Consider the following 19,414-nt stretch of genomic DNA (forward strand, 5'->3'; position numbering starts at 1 on the left):
TCGGAAAATCCAATGTAAACCGATGGAGAAGATAATTTAGCTTAACTTCTTTCTGTCCGATTCCCAGCGGCGAAGCCTTGTTAAAAGCTTTTGAAAGGGGGAGTCCAGAGGGGGAAAACTTTTTCAAAAGTTTTCCCCCTCTGGCCCTCGGAGAGCTCTAGAGATTAAACAGGTTGATTGGGATATAGTATCTCCCCGATAGTTTTCTTCCGTGGAGTCCGCCTGTTGCTGTCCACGTATGAGTCTTCTGACAAGCACTTTCCTACGTTATAGAAAGCTTTCACAACTTCGGGATGATTACCGTACCCGGACGAGCCGACCAGCTCCGCTAGTTCGGGTGACCCGAAAGTCTGCATTGCTCTTCTGGCGATGCCTATGTTCCGGGTATAGTTCCGCCCGTGCCATCCGGGCAGCGACCTTGTTTCACGCTCCCACTGCTCCACCTGCTGCTGGTGATCCTGCCACCTTGCCGCTTCGAGCGAGCTGTTGAAATCCACCATTTTCTGGGCCAGTTCACCGGACACCCCGTTCTGATGCGCAAAGCTCCTGAACTGACTATCGATGTAAGGATCAATACCGCCGGGCTGCCTGTAATCTATATTGTACTCTTCGGGAGCCGGGGGAATCGGGGCCTGTGCGGGTGCCCCCGAGGACCCTTCCCCGCCGTCCCGCTTCGGGCCGGATTTTGCGGAAACAACTCCGTCTTCAGCGGAATTGTCTGCGCTGTTTCCTGCTTTCTGACTCCGCGCCGGGCCTTCGGGTTCTTTGCCATCTCCGACTGATGGACGCGCGGGATGAAGTCCTTTGAATCCGGAACTGCTATCCCTTCCATCCTGAACCTGATCGGCTCCATTGTCGGCCGCTGAATCAGCGGAAAGCTGACCGGACCGCGAATCCGCCTGCCGCTCCGGCTGCTGATCGGGAGGCCCGCTCTCCACGGACAATTCCGTTTCGTGATCAGCTGACTCATTCATTTTTCAATTCCTCCTCATGCCGCAATCTTTCGGCCCTTTCACGAATGATGGAAAGGTAGATTTCCTCATCGGCCATGACCACCGCTGAAAGAACGTTCTCCACCACAAAATCATGCACGGCCACATTGCGGTAAATATCGGCCTCTTTGGAAAAGAGAGCCGCGTTCACACCTCCCTGCTCCAGCAGGAAAGTAAAGATGCGTTTTCCATGCGCGGTTCCGAAAGTCTTGCGTATATCGGACATGAACTGCTCCGCCTCACGGCGCTGCTGCTTCTTTATTTCGTCCGCCTGCTGCTTTTCATCTTCCAGAAAACCGGAATCCAATGTCATCTGAGCAACTACCTCCTTGAATCCTGATGTTACTTTTCAAAAGAACAATTCACTTAAACGCAGGGCAGCGTACAGTTACATGGCAAGACGTTTTTAACGATTCAACGAATTATGCGTCCCGCTGTGAAAGCTGCAACCGCCCTTTCGAAGAGGCATAATAGGGTACAGGCCGGACATTTTTCACCCAACTCAGGTCCGCCCTGTGTATTTTTTTGATTTTTTTATGAAAACAATATCTAAGTGGTAAGAGGCAGCGTAAGAATACGGCCGAAAACCTGGCATAACATGCTGTTATTTTATACTTTAACACGAAGGAGAAACGACTGTACTTTTTGATAATCGATCAGGGATGGCTTGAGAGCATAGTTAAAGTCATCAGGATATGAAGAGGCTAAGGGGATTTCAAAATCATAGTTCCGTATTCCATGCCATTGGCGGTTGAAATTGATTTTTCATGGCTTTCCGGTCTTGCCCGTTACCCGACAAAAGTATACGCAATGCTGCATCCCATGAACCAATAACACTTGCTTTTACATGAACGAATCCATCCACACAGAATTTCCCGGACTTGCGGAGCGGCTCAACACCCCCGTAGTCATTGGGGGGAGAACCATCCCCAACAGACTCTGGCTGGCGCCCATGGCCGGACTGACCCACAGTGCTTACCGCGAGGTTCTGGCTCATTACGGTTCCTGCGGTCTGGCCTTTACGGAAATGTGCAGCGCAAGGGCTGTTCCGACTGAGAATCCACGTATTTCTCCGGTATTTCGCTGGCATGAATGGGAACTGCCCGGTCTGGTCTGCCAGTTGGCGGGAGCCACTGCCGAGGAAATGGTTATTGCGGCCAAGCGTGTTGAGCGGGAAGGATTCTTCGGTGTTGATATAAACATGGGCTGTTCGGCGAGGGGCATGATCAAGCGGGAGGCCGGAGCAGCGCTGCTCAAGACTCCCGACAAAGCGGCGGAGATTGTGGAAGCGGTCCGTAAGGCCGTATCCATTCCGGTTTTTGTAAAGCTGCGCACAGGCTGGTCCAGAGAAATAGCTCCGGCGGTGGATCTCTCCAGAAGGCTTGAGTCGGCAGGCGCGGACTGTCTGGTCTTTCATCCCCGGGTATCCCCGGATAAACGCACCCGTCCGCCGATCATCGAACATATCCGTTATATCAAGGAAGCGGTATCCATCCCTGTGTTCGGCAATGGGGATGTGACGACCCCGCAGCATTGCCAGGATATGCTGGATAAAACAGGATGTGACGGGGTATCCATCGGACGGATGGCTATCGCCCGCCCGTGGCTTTTCGCCCAGTGGACATCAGACTTCACACCCGATGAAAACATCTTTCAGGATTACGTTCTGCGTCTGGCAACAGCACTTGAACAGGAATTCGATCCGATCCGCGGAATTAAAAGGTTCCGGCTGTTCATGGCCTACTTTGCCGCCAATTTCAGGTTCGGCCACAGCCTGCAGGCAACCTTCTCCACAGCCAAAACAATGGATGACGTGCGCCGGATGGCAAAAGAACATATCAAGCCGGACATGTCGCTAAAGCAGACCCCGAACATGAATCTATACAGCCTGTAAGCTTGGTGTGAGTGAAAATTCAAATTTGTCCTGATTGGTTTGATTTGGTCACGAGAGGTAGTGATCATTTATGATATTTACGTTGACCCGACGGGAAATTCTCCATGACTTTTTCAGAAAGATATTCCAATTTTTACAACGCCTTACAAATAAAAACTCTGATATAAAGATATCAATATAGTTTTTTCTAAATACTGCTTGACTTTAATCCAGTATTAGAGGATTCTTCCCAAATCAAACACCAGCCGTTCCCGTGAAGGCACGGTCAGACTGTGACTAGCGCTGGTTATATTAAACATGTCTATCGAGGAGCCGAGTACGCATCTTGTACACGGCTCTTTTTTTTTGGTGCGCGGGCACTGATATACTTTTTTACTTTTCTGGAGAATTTTGAATGTCTAAGAACATCTATGTTGGTAATCTGCCTTGGTCCGCTTCTGAAGAAGATATCCGTGTTTCCTTTGAAGCTTACGGTGAAGTTGTATCTGTCAAGCTCATCGAAGATCGTGACACCGGTCGCCCCCGTGGTTTCGGTTTCGTAGAAATGGACGACAACGGCGCTCTCGATGCTATCGAAGCTCTTGACGGTAAAGACTTCGATGGCCGTAACCTCAAGGTTAACGAAGCCAAGCCCAGAGCAGAACGCCCCCGCTGGTAGTCTGTTTCTGTAAGTCTTAAAAGACTTTTCAGCGCCCGGTTCTCTTACGAGAATCGGGCGTTTTTTATTTCATATTGAATATGAAACTATTTAATGCAGCTTTAATGCTGATTCAACGACAACAACTTGAACCTTGAATCCAATCTCCTTGGCCTTTCCTGTTACATCTATTAAATTTCCATCTTCAATGGCCTGTTTACGGGCTTGGGATTAAATAATCCGAAACAATGGATCACAAATATAGCACCATTAAAATTTATATCTCAATCCCGGATTATTAAATAAGCATGAAAATTGAAGCTGATCCTGATCGGTTTGATTTGGTCACGAGAAGGAATGATCATTTATAATGCTCCCGTTGATCAGCCGGGAAAGCCTTCATGACTTTTGCAGACAAATATTTTAAATTTTTACAACATCTTACGTAGAAAAAATCTGAAAATAGAGACATCAATACACTTTTTTATAAATACTGCTTGACTTTAATCCATAATTAGAAGATTCTCTCCAAATCAAACACCAGCCGTTCCCGTGAAGGCACGGTCAGACTGTGACTAGCGCTGGTTTAATCAAACATGTCTATCGAGGAGCTGAGTACGCATCTTGTACACGGCTCTTTTTTTTTGGTGCACGGGCGCTGAGATACTTTTTACTTTTCTGGAGAATTTTGAATGTCTAAGAACATCTATGTTGGTAATCTGCCTTGGTCCGCTTCTGAAGAAGATGTCCGTGCATCCTTTGAAGCTTACGGTGAAGTTATTTCTGTTAAACTCATCGAAGATCGTGAAACCGGTCGCCCCCGTGGTTTCGGTTTCGTAGAAATGGACGACAACGGAGCTCTCGATGCTATCGAAGCTCTTGACGGCAAAGATTTTGATGGCCGTAACCTCAAGGTTAACGAAGCCAAGCCCAGAGCAGAACGCCCCCGCTGGTAGTCTGTTTCTGTAAGTCTTAAAAGACTTTTTAGCGCCCGGTTCTCTTATGAGAATCGGGCGTTTTTTTGTTGCATATTGAATATGAACTGCAGAATGTATCTTTCATGATGATTCGGGTAAATAAAACTACTGAAATCTTAAAGCCGCTTTCCTTCACCTGCTCTTTAACTTTTATTTATCAAAGTTTAATTTGAACTCCTCGCTTAACCATAAAATATTAACAAATTAACAATAATACTTTGCAAAAAAGACACAATATGCATATCTAGTAATATCTTTCGTAATACTTTTTGGGGATAGGAGGCTAAATGAATTTCAAATCGATTAAAACAAAAATTGTCCTTAGTTCGGCATGTTGTATCGCCATTCTTGCAATATCAGTTATTTCCCTACAAATCTGGGAACAAAACAAAACCAGTAAATTCGTGGGGACGAAAGTTGATAATCTGATCGAAAAATCCACAGCTAACGGCCTTTTAGGAATTGCTAAAGGTGAAGCAGGGGTTATTCAGTCCAAGCTTGAAAAAAATATTGATACCGCAAGAACCATTGCCAGCGCGTTCAAATCAATACGATCTGACGATGAAACCAGACAAAACATCGATATACGAAAAGTCTTTAACGATATCCTCCTCACAACCCTTAAAGATAACCCCGAATTCCTGGGCACATACAGTGCATGGCAGCCCAATGCCATTGACGGTAATGATATAGCATACCAAGGCAGAAAAGATGAGGGGTATGATGATTCAGGTCGTTTTGTCCCTTACTGGAACAGGGATAAAAACGGCAAAATCGCACGTCAGGCACTCGTAGGCTATGAAGACTCAAGCCGGCACCCCAATGGTGTCCGTAAAGGTGGGTGGTACCTGAATCCCAGGGAAACAGGCAAAGAAAATATACTCGACCCGTTTCCTTACATAGTACAGGGCAAGCAGGAAATGCTGACCACAATGTCTGTACCCATCCGCATTAACAACGAATTTGTTGGTATAGGTGGTACGGACCTGCGGTTGGACTTCGTTCAGGACCTTGCGAAAGATGTCGCGAAAGGACTCTATGACGGCAAAGCCACAGTACAGGTAATCAGTTACATGGGCATAATTGTCGCAGACAGTGCCAATGCAGGAAATGTCGGCAAACCGATATCTCAGACTGACAACATCCATAGCGATAAAATAAGTCAGAAAATTAAAGACTCAGAATCATACATCAATCTGGGAAAAGAAGATGGCATTGTCCTGGCTATGGCACCGATCCCCTTAGGCAATACCGGAACACCCTGGGCTGTTCTTATCACTGTTCCCAGAAATATTGTTTTTGCTGAAGCAATTCAACTCGACAAGGAAATGGCTGAAAAATCAAACAGCAGTTTCCAGACAGCTATCCTGACCGGTGTTGGAGTTGCATTTTTAGCATGTGTGGCTCTCTGGTTTCTGACAGGCGCAATCGTCGCCCCGGTCAAGAAATCCGTGGACTTTGCTGAAAGTGTGGCAAATGGAGATTTTGATCAGAAACTGGACATCAACCAGGCTGATGAAATTGGCGTCCTGGCTGAAGCTTTGAAAAAAATGGTCGAAAATCTCAAAAAGATGATCATTGAAGCTGAAGAGAAAAGCAAAGCAGCAGAAGATGAAGCCAAAAGAGCTAATGTAGCAGTAAAAGAAGCCAACGCAGCCAAAGAACAGGCAGACAGAGCAGAGAAGGAAGGCAAGCTTCAGGCGGCTCGCGACCTTGAAGAAGTCGTAAGCATAGTAAGTGCTGCATCGGAAAAACTTGCATCCCAAATTGAACATTCTGCCAACAGCACCAAAGCACAATACAGCCAGATAAGCGAAGCTGCCACTGCAATGGAAGAAATGAATGCGACAGTACTCGAAGTTTCTCAAAATGCTTCAAGCTCGGCTGAAACTGCAAATATGACCAAAGAAAAGGCTGAGACTGGATCCAATATTGTGAGCAAGGTATTATCCAGCATGGAAGAAGTTCAGGCAGTCGCGCAAAAGCTCAAAGATGATGTAACCACACTTGGTAAAGACGCGGAAGGAATTGGTCAGGTAATGGAGGTAATCTCTGATATTGCTGACCAGACAAACCTGCTTGCACTTAATGCCGCAATCGAGGCCGCGCGTGCCGGCGAAGCAGGTAGAGGGTTCGCAGTTGTTGCAGATGAAGTTCGAAAGCTTGCGGAAAAAACAATGACAGCGACACAAGAAGTCGGCTCAGCGATCAATAATATTCAGCAGGGAACCAGAACGAATATCAACCACGTTGAAACTGCAGTTGATAGAATTAATGAGACAGCAGCCCTTTCAGAGCAATCGGGCGAGGCTCTTGATGCGATTGTTTCCTTTGTTGAGGAGACCTCAGAACAGGTACAAAGCATTGCTACCGCCTCAGAGCAGCAGTCTGCCACAAGTGAAGAGATAAACAGGTCATTGGGTCAGATAGCTGAAATATCTTCCGACACAACACAAGCAATGGAAGAGTCAGCTGCTGCGGTTGATGAAATGTCGAAACAGGCTCAGGTTCTGCAGAACCTCATCAATCAGATGAAAAGCTAGCTATGTATCCAATTTAATGAATGTAATTGTCTGAAAGACAAACCAATAAAAGCAGTCAATCCTGATCTGGATTGGCTGCTTTTCTATTTTTGAAATTATTCAAAAGAAACAACCACCGGAACCCTGAATCCGGTTACTTCGCCTGTTCGGTCACATCGATCAGATTTCCGTCTTCGATTGCCTGCTTTCTGGTATAGGAAAAGATTACAAAATTACGATGAACTGTGGACAGTCAAACACCATCGAAATTTACCCTAAATTTCATATTGTTAAACAATCATGATAATTGAATATTATCCTGATTGGGTTGATTTGATCGCTGGGGTATTTATTTGAACAACAAGCTAAAATTTATACATTATGGTTACAAATGGTGCTATACATAATAAACAGGCCCAAGAGCTTCAAGCACAGTGAACCTTAACACAGCTAATAATATGAGAACATCCGTGACACTTCAGAACACAATTTATGTTGCAATGATCATCATAATACCTTTGTTCTTTTGGACAACAAAGGCGGAAGCTGACCACAGGCCACTGAGGATAACATTTGTATCGCCCCACCATAATGACACTTATTTTTGGGGATTAGCTAATAATTTTGCCCGGAGCGCCGCAAAAGATTTGAACATAGAATTCACAGTTATCCATAACTCGAAGAACAACAGGGCAACATACCTTGAAGCATATGAAAAAGCATTTAATGCACCAGAAAAGCCCGACTTTGTAATCGGGACGATGTTAAGGGGAATCGCTCAATCAGCATTGGAATTATCCAGACAGCACAATATTCCCATATTCATGTTGAATTCTGATGTACCTGACCCGGAAAAGAATCAGGTGGGTAATATACGGGGTAAATATAATAATTATATAGGCCACATGTTGCCGGACGAAGAACAGGCCGGACACCTGCTCACCTGTGAACTGATGAAAATAGCGAAACGCAAAAACCCAAACGGCAGGAAACAAATTCTCGCATTTTCCGGTCACAGGGAAAGCCCTGTCGCGATTGACAGGGCTGAAGGGCTTCAGGAAGCGGCAGAGGCCTGCAATGCAACCATAAGACAGTTAGTATATACTGACTGGTCACCAACCGATGCATACTTTAGAACCAGGAAATTAATATCAAGATATCCAAACATTGATATTCTCTGGTATGCGACTGATGACATGGCACTGAAAGCAATCACTTTAGACTCATCAAACAGGTACACAATTGGTGGATTTGATTGGAATGGTGAAGCAATTAAGTCTATAAAAAAAGGCAATTTAGATGCATCAGTAGGAGGACATTTTACAGAAACCGGATTCGCACTGGTACTGTTATATGATTATTATCATGGCAAAGATTTCGTCAGCCAATATGATGGTAAAATATATACTGAGATGATTGCTATCACCAAGGATAATTTAGACAAATATTACGATATACTTACCCGTCAGGACTGGGGAAATATTGATTTCAAGAAATTTTCAAAAGTACTGAACCCGGATCTTGAAAACTATAACTTTTCATTCGATCAGGTCTTAAAAAATTATAGAAGCGAATAGGACCTCATAATTCATTGGGTAAACAGTCACAGCTTCGCCCCCCTGCTCATTACGCTTCCAGATCTCTACGCTGACGTAAGAATGCAGCGCCGGAAACCGTTCCAACAGAAATTACCCGGATTTATCCGTTAGTTCACTTACATTAACAGATATCGCTCCATCGTTGGATCTAACGAGAGTCGGCCGGGGCATCAGCCCGGCCCGGAACATTCAGCAGGTCTGTCCGCCCTGCGCCTTAAAGTATTTTCGGTGGTAATTTACGCTTATACTGATTGGGTTGGTTTGGATGCTGGGGCGGGTTGATTTTTTGAGGTGATTCTACTGTCTGAATTAATTAAACTTATTCTATACACGACTGTAAACAAACACTCATTTATTTCAACTTAGCTTGGCGTATGGTTGACATGAATGTACTTTTTTATGGGATACCAACATTTAAAATTTGACCAATTCCTACCAAGCCTGTTCGAGACTCCACTATTCGTTAATGCGGATAAGATTGCCAGTGGACTGGCCCCCTTCTCTCCCGAATCTGAAGCAATACAGGCTGGCAAGCTGATGCTGAAACAGATCGATAAATACGTTGCAGAAGGACTCAGCTTTTCACTGGAAACAACGCTATCCGGCAAAGGCTATCTCAGAAAGATACCTAAATGGCAAAGCCAAGGATATAATATAGCTCTGATCTTTCTATCGCTGGAGAACGAGCAAGCAGCCATTGACCGTGTAGCGTATCGTGTATCTCAGGGAGGACACAATATTCCTGAAGATGTCATCAGAAGACGTTTCCATAATGGACTGAGCAATTTCCCTGTATATAAAAAGCTTGTGGATAGATGGTATTTCTTTAAGAATAAGGGCAAGCAGCCCCAGCTGATCGAATCAGGAGGTAACTAATGGACCACAATCATGATGAATTTAAAGACCTTATCGAGAAGGCTCTCAACCGTTCAGCTCTCAAAGCACGGGAAATAGCATTGCAGACCAATACCCCCATCGTCATTGAAGAAGATGGCGAAGTTAAGCATATTAAAGTGACAGAGCAGGACGTTCAGGAGTATCGTGAATCGATTAAGGATGCTTTGTAAGCTTCTTTTCCAGCTACATATACAGTCTATTATGACCCTATACTTCGGTATGGGGTCTTTTGTTTGTAGCCTTCCCAATTCATATTTACAATAATCTGCCGTTAGAGTTTTATTCACTCTCAAGTATCTAGTATGTTATTCTTATCTTAAAAATAAATCTATTTCTGGAGCTGAATTATGGCATGTTGTGTTGGAGCTAAAAAGGGGAAGACTACCACCCCTTGAAGAATATCTGTTTCTTCTGCTCTGTTACATCCGTTTAATTCCCGTCTTCGATTACCTGTTTACGAATGTAGGAATAAACCATCCTTAATAGTGGATCGCAGTTAATTACCATCAGTAAATCTCCTTCAATTTCATATTGTTAAATAATCATGAAAATTGAAGGTTATCCTGATTGGTTTGATTTGGTCACTGGGGTGGGTTGATTATCTTTCGATTTTTTTGGTGATTCTGTGGATCAGATGGGAGTGCGTTTTTTGGGTTGACGAGGTTGACCGAACTCTGACGGTTGAAATGCTCTGCCAAATCTATAAGAAAAATAGAGGCAACACCTCACACCACAAAACTAGTTCACTACCAACACGCGACTATTAGCACCTGAAGTATATGCGTAAAAATTTTCACTTTCGCTAAGCGACAGAAGCTCAACATCCAAATCGTCATTAAAATACTTTATCATCCATTTAGGAAAAGATGCCTTATTGCTAATAACTAAAGCTGAATTTGGCCTTACATGTGACTCAATCTCTCTTCTATATCGATATTCACAAAGTTGCCCAACACCAAGTCGAATTCTACTACTAAGACTTCGAGGAGTAACTGTTTTAACTTCTAAAATTGAATGTTCATCACCTTTTATAGCCAGTAAATCCACTGAGTTTTTATCTTCAAAAACCTTAAACCCTTTATCGACATAACGCTTTGCAAGCAGTCCAACAATTTTATTATGCAATAACGTTTTCTCGTGTCTACGAACATGCCCTTTTAAAATATTTTCAGGGTCAACTTTAGGTCGACTAAAGGAATGATCTGGGTCAAAATATTTAGCATAGTCAATTTCACTAAGACTTAACGAAGAACTCCATCCTCCTTTATCTATACCAATGTAGCTATCACTATCTATTCCATCAGGGTAATTTTCTGAAATATAATCAGCATCTAAAGCACTAAAAGATCGCATCCATTGCTTGGTGACATCAGGGTTACCATATGATTTAAACCAAGAAATACCTAATTCATTTCTATCACTAGTTGCTGGAACCCAAAAATGCTTGGGATCAGCTTGTAACTCTGCAAAAAGTAACAACTCGTCAAGACGAGAAAGAGCGGAAGCAGTAAAAGTAAGTCCTCCCTCATTCATCGTAAAAACATCAGTGACCGCCAACAACCGAAACCATTCCTGCACATGCCTAAGTCTTCGAGTATCTGACTTTGAAATTGTACCTTTTTTAAAGTGGAGCATGCTGTTATATCCGATTTCCCAGTTAATATTGCTTTTTATCGGAACAAGTGCATGCAAGCACTCTTTAGGAGTAATTGAACTAAAAGTTGATTTTAAAAAACCTTCAATAAGTACCCGTAAAATAAGAACGGCTGGTTTTATCTGAACCCTAAACACTGAATCAAGTTCAGTTCTAGTATCAGGAGACTTAATTCCAGCTTCACTCAACAATTTCTTCTGAGAAGGAGATAATGCCTGCTTATGACCGTTAGGATATTGATAGTTAAAGCATTGCGTTGCCATTAATTCAGAATATCCAATACCACCATCAAGCAACAAAAGTCCAACAGGAGTAACGATGATATTAGATGTAAATCTAGTTGAAACAATCAAGCCGAGCTCTGACAAAATTTGCTGATAGTCTCTCCATGCTTGTTCACGACCCTGATCTTTACGGATATTTGGAGTTAAAATATTATTTTCAACAAGATATTCAGTAATTTTAGCCTGACAATTCCTTTCACCACCAAACGCTTGAGCTGCCTGCAATAGCGCAAAAAGGACTGTTACATTTGTCCCAGGACCGGTATGTTGTGTTATCGACCAAGAGAACCCCGGATATGGTAGTGCTAACGAATGAATCATCGATCTAATGCCTCAGAAATTGATAATCCTATATTATATGCAACGACAGGCGGGACAGCATTCCCAACTGCTCGATATTGCCATGTTCCTGTACTTTTAAACTCATACCAGTCAGGGAAAGACTGAAGTCTCGCAGCTTCTCTGACTGTAATATGGCGAGGCTCATACGGATGAATAAAAGGTCGTCCTCCACCTGATCTTGATCCGACTAAAACCGTACCAGACGGTCTATCTGGATGAATTCGATCAGTATGATCTACTTTATCCCTTTTACCCGGTTCAATTTTTTCATAGCGTAAACGAACTCGGTCACCATGTTTTCTTTTTTCATGGTTAGGAGCACCATTAATCTTTTCCAATGCAAACTTAGCGGGCAACCAATTTTCACGCCCTTCTACTGCTAAAGCTCCTAAAGCAGGATCTTTATGAGTTGGAATAGGAAAATTAAACTGAGTGTTATGATCTCTAAAACCTATAATAAAAACACGCTTTCTAATCTGAGGAATACCATAGTCAGCAGAGTTCAAAACATCTGTAAACATTTTATATCCCAACTCTTCAGAAAAGGTGGATAGAAGTGTGTTCCAATCTTCTCCACCATTTAAAGTTTTAAGTCCGGGGACATTTTCGAACAAAAATGCCCTAGGCTGCACCTCATTAATTATACGAATGAACTCAAAAACAAGTTGCCCCCTTGGATCATCAAATGATCTTCGCTGCCCAAGAATACTGAAAGACTGACAAGGAGGCCCTCCAACGATAAGGTCAACATCTCGAACACCTGTCTTATCGGCAATTATATCGAAATTTAAATCAGATATATCAGCTGCACTGACATAACAATCATTAAAATTATGCTCAATAGTGTCGCAAAGAGTTTTTTCTACATCAGAGGCAAACCCAACACGAAAACCAGCTAATGCCATACCCAAATCTAGCCCACCCCCTCCACAAAAGAAGGAGAGAGCTTGACGCCTATATTCAACCTGAGACAGATCAGGAAGTAAATTCAATATTTCTAGATACTTATTAACCATAATGTAGCAAACCTATCACATGTCACAGACATCATCAACACAACAAATAAACACAAATAACGATATAATAACAATCACAACACCGCTCACCCACCCCGGTTGGCACCAAAGTTGGCAGCACCCCAAAAAAAGCGCAAATAAGGTTTACCTTTGAAAATGAGATAACACTCTAATATTGTGATACTTTTGTACTAGATGGTGACCCCGGCAGGAATGATTCGCCCTGTCCTAGGGCTCACCCCTTCGGGGCGTTGGTGAAGAACCAACGTCCAAATCCGCTGTCCTGCGGATTTGTCGAACCTGCGGCACCAGGATTAGGAATCATGATCCTTTATTCAACCCGCTCTATTTCCATTTCCATATTGCAATAACCCGAGCACGATCCGCCCCTGCTCATAAACTATCCCCACCTTCCTCCCCCACCACCAAAATAAATCTATAATTGAATTGATACAGCCATCATAATTATACCTGATTGCAGTTTTCGCACTGGATTTGATGTGTTAGAGTATTAAGTAATATCAATAAAACACCGATAACTATTCAGATAATTATGAACAAAAGAAGCCATACCCATAAATCATCGCGCATCGGTCTGACGATCGGCAGCGTACTGCTTGCGGCACTCATTGCTGTTTCCGGCTTCTTCATGGAAAAGCACTACCGTGACGAGTTTACTAAAGTGCATGAGCAGAACCTTTTCATAGCCAAGCTCGTGGCCTACCATACCATTGATACCCTTGACGCCATCCGGCAGGTGATTCTTGCAATTCACAACGCCCTGCACCTGACCTTTGAAAGCCAGACAGACATTTCCGCCCACCATGCCCATGACAAACTGGTTCATGATCTCCTCACGGAAAGCCGCAAATATAACCCTTTCCTGCTCACTCTCATTGTAACTGACGGCAAGGGGACCCCGCTGCACTGGACCGGAAAAACCAAGCCATTCATAATTTTCAACGAGGAATTCATAAAAGCCCATACCGACATGGTCCGGAAAAAAGGCTTTTATGTCAGCGGCATACTGCACAAGGAAAAAGACACCGACCATTCTTATTTCGGGGTGAGTATGGGATTCAGGGATAAAAATGGCAGATTGCAATTCATTTATACAGCCCTGATCGACTACAACCATTTCACACAGGACTTCGAAGAACTGGGCATACCGGAAGGGGCCGCCATTGCCCTTGGCAACAGTGAAGGCAATGTTCTGATGAGGCTGCCGAGAACATCCATGACACTCAAAAGTTACGCTCCTTTGAAAAGGCTTTGGGAAAGCGGCAGAGTTGAAGGGGTAGCCTCCACCATTTCCCCGTTCGACCATAAAAGGCGTGAAGTGGTCTATACCCGTGTGGGAGAATATCCCTTCATTGCCTTCGCCTCCACAGACGAAGAAACAATACTCAACGAGTGGTGGCTTTATTTCTGGACCATCATGACCGGGCTGGGAATCCTGATACTTTTTTCCGCTTACTCGTACATTCTCTTTTTCCGCCATCAGAAACAGGCACTGCTCTACCAGAACCTGCTCGAAGAACAGGCCATGCTGGACCCGCTGACCAAACTGCCCAACAGACGCAGGTTCTATCCGATACTGGAGCGTGAATTCAACCTTGCTTTACGGCATTCGCGGCCGCTTGCCCTTCTTACAGTGGATGTCGACCATTTCAAGATGGTCAACGACAAATACGGGCACGACCGTGGTGATACGGTTCTTATTCAGGTTGCGGAAACCTTGAAGAGCCTCTGCCGCAAAACCGACATCAACTGCCGACTGGGCGGAGAGGAATTTGCGGTACTGCTGAGCGATACCGGCTTCGAAGGAGCCAATACCGCCGCGGAAAAAATTCGCAGCACCATAGAACAGATGAGAATCGAAGCAAACGGGCAGATTATAAATGTAACGGCAAGCATAGGCGTAAGCTGTTTCGAAAATGGAGATGTGCTGCCCAAGGACCTGATGACCCGTTCGGACGCTGCCCTTTACAAAGCCAAGCACATGGGCCGCAACTGCGTCTTTACGCAATACCGCTATGAGACCATGGAGCTCTGACGCAATACTTTTATTTATCCGTCTCCGCCGTCCCTGCTCACACCCGCGTCCTCGGCGGCTTTTTTGATAACTTTCTGGGCCCTCGCGTAGATCACTCCGTAGGTCTGTTCCGCCAGCATGCCGGATACAATCCCCAGAAAGAACAAGGGCTCAAGGCGCAGAGCTTCAATGGAGGCCGTTGAAAGAACGGAATGGGTAAGGATATCCATCAGGAAAACAGTCATGGCCAGAAACATGCCCAGCACAGGCCTGAAAACATACTGGGCAACCTTGACCCGCACCTCTCCGTAAAGGAAATCCTTGATCAGAAAGACCATGCTTCCGAAAGCGCCCAGAACCAGCATGATGAAAAAGCTGTCTATCAGATTGGAAAGCTGTTCATCCTTCTCCAGCCTTTCACGCATGGAATTTATCCAGCTCACCGCCACGGCCGGAACCGCGATCTCTTCATTTGAAGCGCTGAATTTGAAAACCGGTGGCGCGATGCCGTGGCTGATTCTAGCCTTGGTCGGATCGAAATCCTTGCTGAGGACAACAGCATTCAGATAATTATCCACAGATTCGAACAGCCTGCAATAAGCATCACAGACACCGTCCATACCGGCGAACTGTCCATGTTCATAAACTTTTCTGGCATCGTCCCATCTCGGGAAGCCCAAATCCAGTATGGATGAAATCACAGGAGCCGGAGCCTTTGTCTCATAGGACTGCAAAAGGCCCCATACGGAATTTATCTCGAAAATCTTCCGGTAATTCTTTTTCCCTTCATCGGCAGGTCCGCCATTGATGTAGCCCCTGAAAGTGTCCGGCATCTTGACCAGTGTCGGATAGACCTGTCTGGTTGCGGCAAGGGAAGCCGCGTAAACCAACAGCACTATCCATGCTACAAGTATGAATCCCTTGGTCACCCCGACCCAGTTTATCCTTATTTGCGCCTGTCCTGCAGCAGCACCCTGCAAAGGCGGCTGCGAGTCGTTTCCGGCCTGATGCTGTGCATCATCACTGACTTCCACGCCATTGGAATTATCGTTTACTTGGTTTTTATCATCTCCCACACCCGCACCCTCCATCGCAAAGCCTGACAAAAAAGGCAAAAGGCCACATAAACAGCACTCCACATAGAATGACACATAGCAAACAAGACTGTTATTCGCAATAGAACTGCCCAAAATAGCTTGAATGTAAACTTGGCTTACAGGGAGTCAATTTACAGAGTGAGGTGATAAGTTCTGATTAAAAAAGCACAAAACCTTATCACGCTAAAAAAGGTGATAAGGTTTATTGTTACGGACCACACCGTGGACAGCACACCCCGTCAGCATGACGGGCTCTCAGCCAGCCGGATTCACGGCTTAGGCTATAACAAGGCTGCCGTCTTCGTTGAATTGCCAGAAATCGGCATAGGCCACTTCCCAGAGGTAGCCGTCCGGATCGGAAAAGTATCCGCTGTAACCGCCCCAGAAAACATCCTGAGCGGGCTTTACAATCCTGCCGCCGATCCGCTCCGCCAGGTTCAGGATTTCATCAACTTCACTCTTCGCCCTGGTATTATGCGCAAGGGTTATGCCCGAGAATCCGGAGCGTTTCGGGTCTAGTTCTTCATAAACATCTTCAGCCAGAGCTTTAAACGGATACAGCGCAAGGCATACTCCGCCGGTTTTGAAAAACACGATTCCCTCTTCGGCATTTTTCGCGGGTTCAAATCCAAGTGCGGAATAAAATTCACGGGAACGGTCCAGATTTTCAACGCCCAGAGTAATTATGCTGATTCTTGATTCCATTTTATAGCCGTCTCCCGATAAATTTTAAAAGGTCTGCTAAACACTCATCCGGGTGATATACTCATACATGACCCAGAAATGGCAGAAGCTGCCCGCCATCACGAATACATGGAAAATCTCATGAAAGCCGAAGACTTTGGGCCACGGATCAGGCCGTTTGATAACATAGATCGCCGCGCCGAGGGAATACATTACGCCGCCCAGAGTGAGCCAGAAAAGAGCGCCGGTCTGCAAGGCCCGCACAAGCGGGGCTACACCTACTATCACCAGCCAGCCCATGCCCAGATAAAAAGCAGTGGATAGCCAGCGGGGAGCGTTCATCCAGAAAAGTTTGGTGATTATTCCCGCAACAGCCAGACCCCAGACCGCCCCGAAAAGGGACCAGCCCCACGCCCCTTTAAGCCCGATCAGGCATATGGGAGTGTAAGTTGCCGCGATATAAACAAATATCATGGCATGGTCGAGCTTGCGCAGGTAAAGCGTGCCCCGCTCGTCAAGAGGCAGCCAGTGGTAAAGCGTGCTGGCAAGGTAAAGGAGTATCATGCCGCCGCCGAATACGGAAAACGTAACCACATGCATGGTCCTGACCGGATCAACAGAATCCAGCACAAGAAGAATAAGACCGGCTATCGCCAGGCAGAAACCTATAAAATGAGTCAGCCCACTCATCGGATCACGAACATATTTTATCATGGTATTTCCTCCTGTTTGCCTCCGGCGGCCCTGCCGGGGGCCTCTCCGAGGGCCAAAGAAACTTTTTGAAAAAAGTTTCTCTGGACTCTTCAAAAACTTTTACTAGGGCTTCGCCGCTTAGTCAGGCTTAGCCGTTTGTAAATTTTTATTTTACTGGCCTGAATTCTGCGAACTCAGGCGGTATCAAAATAGTTTCTCTGGACTCTTCAGAAACTTTTACTAGGGCTTCGCCGCTTTCTTAAGGAAAATCTTTCTTCAATAATGAACTTTGCAAAAAGCGGGCAAATGCTTCTTTGAATATACCTGCCGGAAATCATCTAAAGCCCTAGTTTGGCCCTAACATATCACCAACCCGAATTCAAAAAACTGAATCAACTTGTTCCCGGACATTCAGTCCCTCCCGCGAAGCGCTATTAAAAAGCGTTTGGGTAGAGGGGATGGGGATTCTTAAGGGGAAGGGGAGACCCCCTTTGGGTTTTGGCAAAGGGGGTCTCCCCTTCCCCTTGAGCCCCCGGAGGGATATAACCTCATCCTCATATCAAACAATCGTTTAATTTTAAACAAACAGCTTACATAAAAAAAGCCCGCAGCACCAGTGTTGTGCTGCGGGCCATTATCATCGTCAGGTACAGAGCGGCTGAATGTAATTAGTCTTGATTACTACTCAGAAAGCATACGTACTGCGCAGAATTTTCCGCACATTGCGCATTCTTTTTCATCTTTGTGATCTTTTCTGCGAGCGCAGGCCAGAGCGGGGTCGATAGCCAGTTCGGCAATGCGATCCCAGTCCAGTTCCATGCGTGCTTTGGAGATTTCAAGGTCACGCTCGACCGCGTCTTTGCGTCCGAGAGAAACTTCACCGCACTGAGCGGCAACGAGGGAGGCTTTAACACCGTTCCATACGTCGTCGATTTCAGGAAGGGTCAGATGCTCTGCGGGGGTCAGGTAGCAGAGGAAGTCCACGCCGTTCTGAACAGCGATAGCCCCGCCGATAGCACCGGCAATGTGGTCATAACCGGGAGCGGAGTCTGTTACCAGAGGTCCGAGAACGTAGAGAGGCGCGTTGAAAGTTGCAGCTTTGATGCCGCGGATCTGGGTTTCAACCAAATTCATGGGCACATGGCCGGGACCTTCGATCATTGCCTGCACACCGTACTCACGGGCCTGTTTGGCGAGCTGTCCGAGCATGAGAACTTCTTCCCACTGCGCGGCGTCACCGGCATCGGCGCCAGCACCGGGCCGCAGGCCGTCACCGAGGCTGAGGGTCACGTTGTGCTTCAGGCAGATTTCGAGAATGCGCTCATAGTTTGTGAGCAGCGGGTTCTCGGAATCATGGTCACGCATCCAGCGGGCGAGAATGGATCCGCCGCGGGAAACGATTCCCAGAATACGGTCGCCACCGAGCGCCCATTCGGCTCCACGACGGGTAAGACCGCAGTGCAGAGTCATGAAATCCACGCCCTGCTCGGCTTCTTTCTCGATTTCCTTGAGCAGTTCTTCGATGGTGAAACCTGCGGGATCTTCGTCACGGGCGACATACTGCTGGGCCATGGCGTAGATGGGAACAGTGCCGAGGGGCAGCGGGCAGGCTCCGAGCATATCGGTACGGATACCGTCAAGATCACCGGCGGTGGAAAGATCCATTACGGCGTGCGCCCCGGCTTTCCATGCTGCGTCCAGTTTTTTCATTTCCTTCTCACGATCATTCTTGAAAGGAGAAGTACCGATATTGGCATTGACTTTGACCTTGGCGGGCTGGCCGATAAGGGTCGGAGTCACATTTTTATGATTGGGGTTCCCGAGAAGAACCATAGTTCCGTTCTCAATTCCCTCGATAATAGTCTCTTTGGAGAGTCCTTCGCTCTTGCAGAGTTCATCAATGCTGGAATCAAAAATGCTTTTGAGTGCTTTGTTTTTTGAAAACATCTGATTTCCTTTAACTTATTTAGAATTGTGCATTTCGTATTATTAATGGTGTCTGTACAAGGGAAGTGCATACCCCAATTTGTCTGCAGGTACAATGCTGTTGTTCACCATTTCGCGATAATAAGACTATAATCACATGCATTTC

General features: G+C 45.6%; 16 protein-coding genes. 8 read left to right on the plus strand and 8 right to left on the minus strand.

Translation table 11 applies throughout. The features are described 5' to 3' along the window. Positions 1 to 164: 164 nt before the first annotated feature. Together ACZ5PW_RS15710 and ACZ5PW_RS15715 are read right to left on the minus strand one after the other, a co-directional pair. Entirely contained in the window at positions 165 to 974 is an 810-nt protein-coding gene (locus tag ACZ5PW_RS15710; RefSeq protein WP_464555402.1) for an endoprotease, read from the minus strand. Then, on the minus strand, positions 967 to 1,305 hold the full coding sequence (locus tag ACZ5PW_RS15715) for a hypothetical protein (RefSeq protein ID WP_464555404.1): 339 nt from the start codon (positions 1,303 to 1,305) through the stop codon (positions 967 to 969). The genes ACZ5PW_RS15710 and ACZ5PW_RS15715 overlap by 8 nt, the downstream gene beginning before the upstream one ends. Positions 1,306 to 1,839: 534 nt before the next feature. On the opposite strand from ACZ5PW_RS15715, the gene ACZ5PW_RS15720 reads away from it, so the two are divergent. The 7 genes from ACZ5PW_RS15720 to ACZ5PW_RS15750 all read left to right on the plus strand — a co-directional run bounded on the left by ACZ5PW_RS15720 (position 1,840) and on the right by ACZ5PW_RS15750 (position 9,687). Next, the gene (locus tag ACZ5PW_RS15720; protein WP_464555406.1) at positions 1,840 to 2,886 is read left to right on the plus strand and encodes a tRNA dihydrouridine synthase; all 1,047 of its coding nucleotides are present in this window, start codon (positions 1,840 to 1,842) and stop codon (positions 2,884 to 2,886) included. A gap of 394 nt (positions 2,887 to 3,280) precedes the next feature. Next, the gene (locus tag ACZ5PW_RS15725) at positions 3,281 to 3,544 is read left to right on the plus strand and encodes an RNA recognition motif domain-containing protein (RefSeq protein ID WP_464555408.1); all 264 of its coding nucleotides are present in this window, start codon (positions 3,281 to 3,283) and stop codon (positions 3,542 to 3,544) included. Between the two features lie 671 nt (positions 3,545 to 4,215). Beyond that, the gene (locus ACZ5PW_RS15730) at positions 4,216 to 4,479 is read left to right on the plus strand and encodes an RNA recognition motif domain-containing protein (protein WP_464555411.1); all 264 of its coding nucleotides are present in this window, start codon (positions 4,216 to 4,218) and stop codon (positions 4,477 to 4,479) included. 308 nt (positions 4,480 to 4,787) lie between these two features. Then, positions 4,788 to 7,043, plus strand: coding sequence for a methyl-accepting chemotaxis protein (locus ACZ5PW_RS15735; protein ID WP_464555414.1), 2,256 nt, complete (start codon positions 4,788 to 4,790; stop codon positions 7,041 to 7,043). A gap of 449 nt (positions 7,044 to 7,492) precedes the next feature. Beyond that, positions 7,493 to 8,599 carry an ABC transporter substrate-binding protein gene (locus ACZ5PW_RS15740; RefSeq protein WP_464555416.1) on the plus strand — a complete coding sequence of 369 codons (1,107 nt, stop codon included), beginning with the start codon at positions 7,493 to 7,495 and terminating at the stop codon, positions 8,597 to 8,599. 408 nt (positions 8,600 to 9,007) lie between these two features. Continuing rightward, a complete protein-coding gene (locus tag ACZ5PW_RS15745) occupies positions 9,008 to 9,496 on the plus strand; it encodes a zeta toxin family protein (protein ID WP_464555417.1) in 489 nt (162 codons plus the stop codon). Then, positions 9,496 to 9,687, plus strand: a complete 192-nt coding sequence (locus tag ACZ5PW_RS15750; protein ID WP_464555419.1) for a hypothetical protein — start codon at positions 9,496 to 9,498, stop codon at positions 9,685 to 9,687. The genes ACZ5PW_RS15745 and ACZ5PW_RS15750 overlap by 1 nt, the downstream gene beginning before the upstream one ends. 568 nt (positions 9,688 to 10,255) lie before the next feature. On the opposite strand, the gene ACZ5PW_RS15755 is transcribed toward ACZ5PW_RS15750, so the two are convergent. After that, positions 10,256 to 11,776: a hypothetical protein gene (locus ACZ5PW_RS15755; RefSeq protein WP_464555420.1), complete on the minus strand. Its 1,521-nt coding sequence runs from the start codon at positions 11,774 to 11,776 to the stop codon at positions 10,256 to 10,258. Continuing rightward, positions 11,773 to 12,813 carry a DNA cytosine methyltransferase gene (locus tag ACZ5PW_RS15760; protein ID WP_464555423.1) on the minus strand — a complete coding sequence of 347 codons (1,041 nt, stop codon included), beginning with the start codon at positions 12,811 to 12,813 and terminating at the stop codon, positions 11,773 to 11,775. The genes ACZ5PW_RS15755 and ACZ5PW_RS15760 overlap by 4 nt, the downstream gene beginning before the upstream one ends. A 553-nt stretch (positions 12,814 to 13,366) precedes the next feature. Here ACZ5PW_RS15760 and ACZ5PW_RS15765 point away from each other — a divergent pair. Then, the gene (locus ACZ5PW_RS15765; protein WP_464555424.1) at positions 13,367 to 14,869 is read left to right on the plus strand and encodes a sensor domain-containing diguanylate cyclase; all 1,503 of its coding nucleotides are present in this window, start codon (positions 13,367 to 13,369) and stop codon (positions 14,867 to 14,869) included. Positions 14,870 to 14,883: 14 nt separating this feature from the next. Here the strand turns inward: ACZ5PW_RS15765 and ACZ5PW_RS15770 are convergent, their stop codons facing one another. The 4 genes from ACZ5PW_RS15770 to thiC all read right to left on the minus strand — a co-directional run bounded on the left by ACZ5PW_RS15770 (position 14,884) and on the right by thiC (position 19,269). Next, positions 14,884 to 15,924, minus strand: a complete 1,041-nt coding sequence (locus ACZ5PW_RS15770) for a hypothetical protein (protein ID WP_464555425.1) — start codon at positions 15,922 to 15,924, stop codon at positions 14,884 to 14,886. 297 nt (positions 15,925 to 16,221) lie between these two features. Beyond that, positions 16,222 to 16,650 carry a VOC family protein gene (locus ACZ5PW_RS15775; RefSeq protein ID WP_464555426.1) on the minus strand — a complete coding sequence of 143 codons (429 nt, stop codon included), beginning with the start codon at positions 16,648 to 16,650 and terminating at the stop codon, positions 16,222 to 16,224. A 36-nt stretch (positions 16,651 to 16,686) separates the two neighbouring features. Next, complete coding sequence (gene trhA / locus ACZ5PW_RS15780) at positions 16,687 to 17,343, minus strand: PAQR family membrane homeostasis protein TrhA (RefSeq protein WP_464555428.1); 657 nt, start codon at positions 17,341 to 17,343, stop codon at positions 16,687 to 16,689. Between the two features lie 660 nt (positions 17,344 to 18,003). Then, entirely contained in the window at positions 18,004 to 19,269 is a 1,266-nt protein-coding gene (gene thiC, locus ACZ5PW_RS15785) for a phosphomethylpyrimidine synthase ThiC (protein WP_464555430.1), read from the minus strand. Positions 19,270 to 19,414 lie beyond the last annotated feature (145 nt).

It is taken from the genome of Maridesulfovibrio salinus, assembly GCF_055394525.1.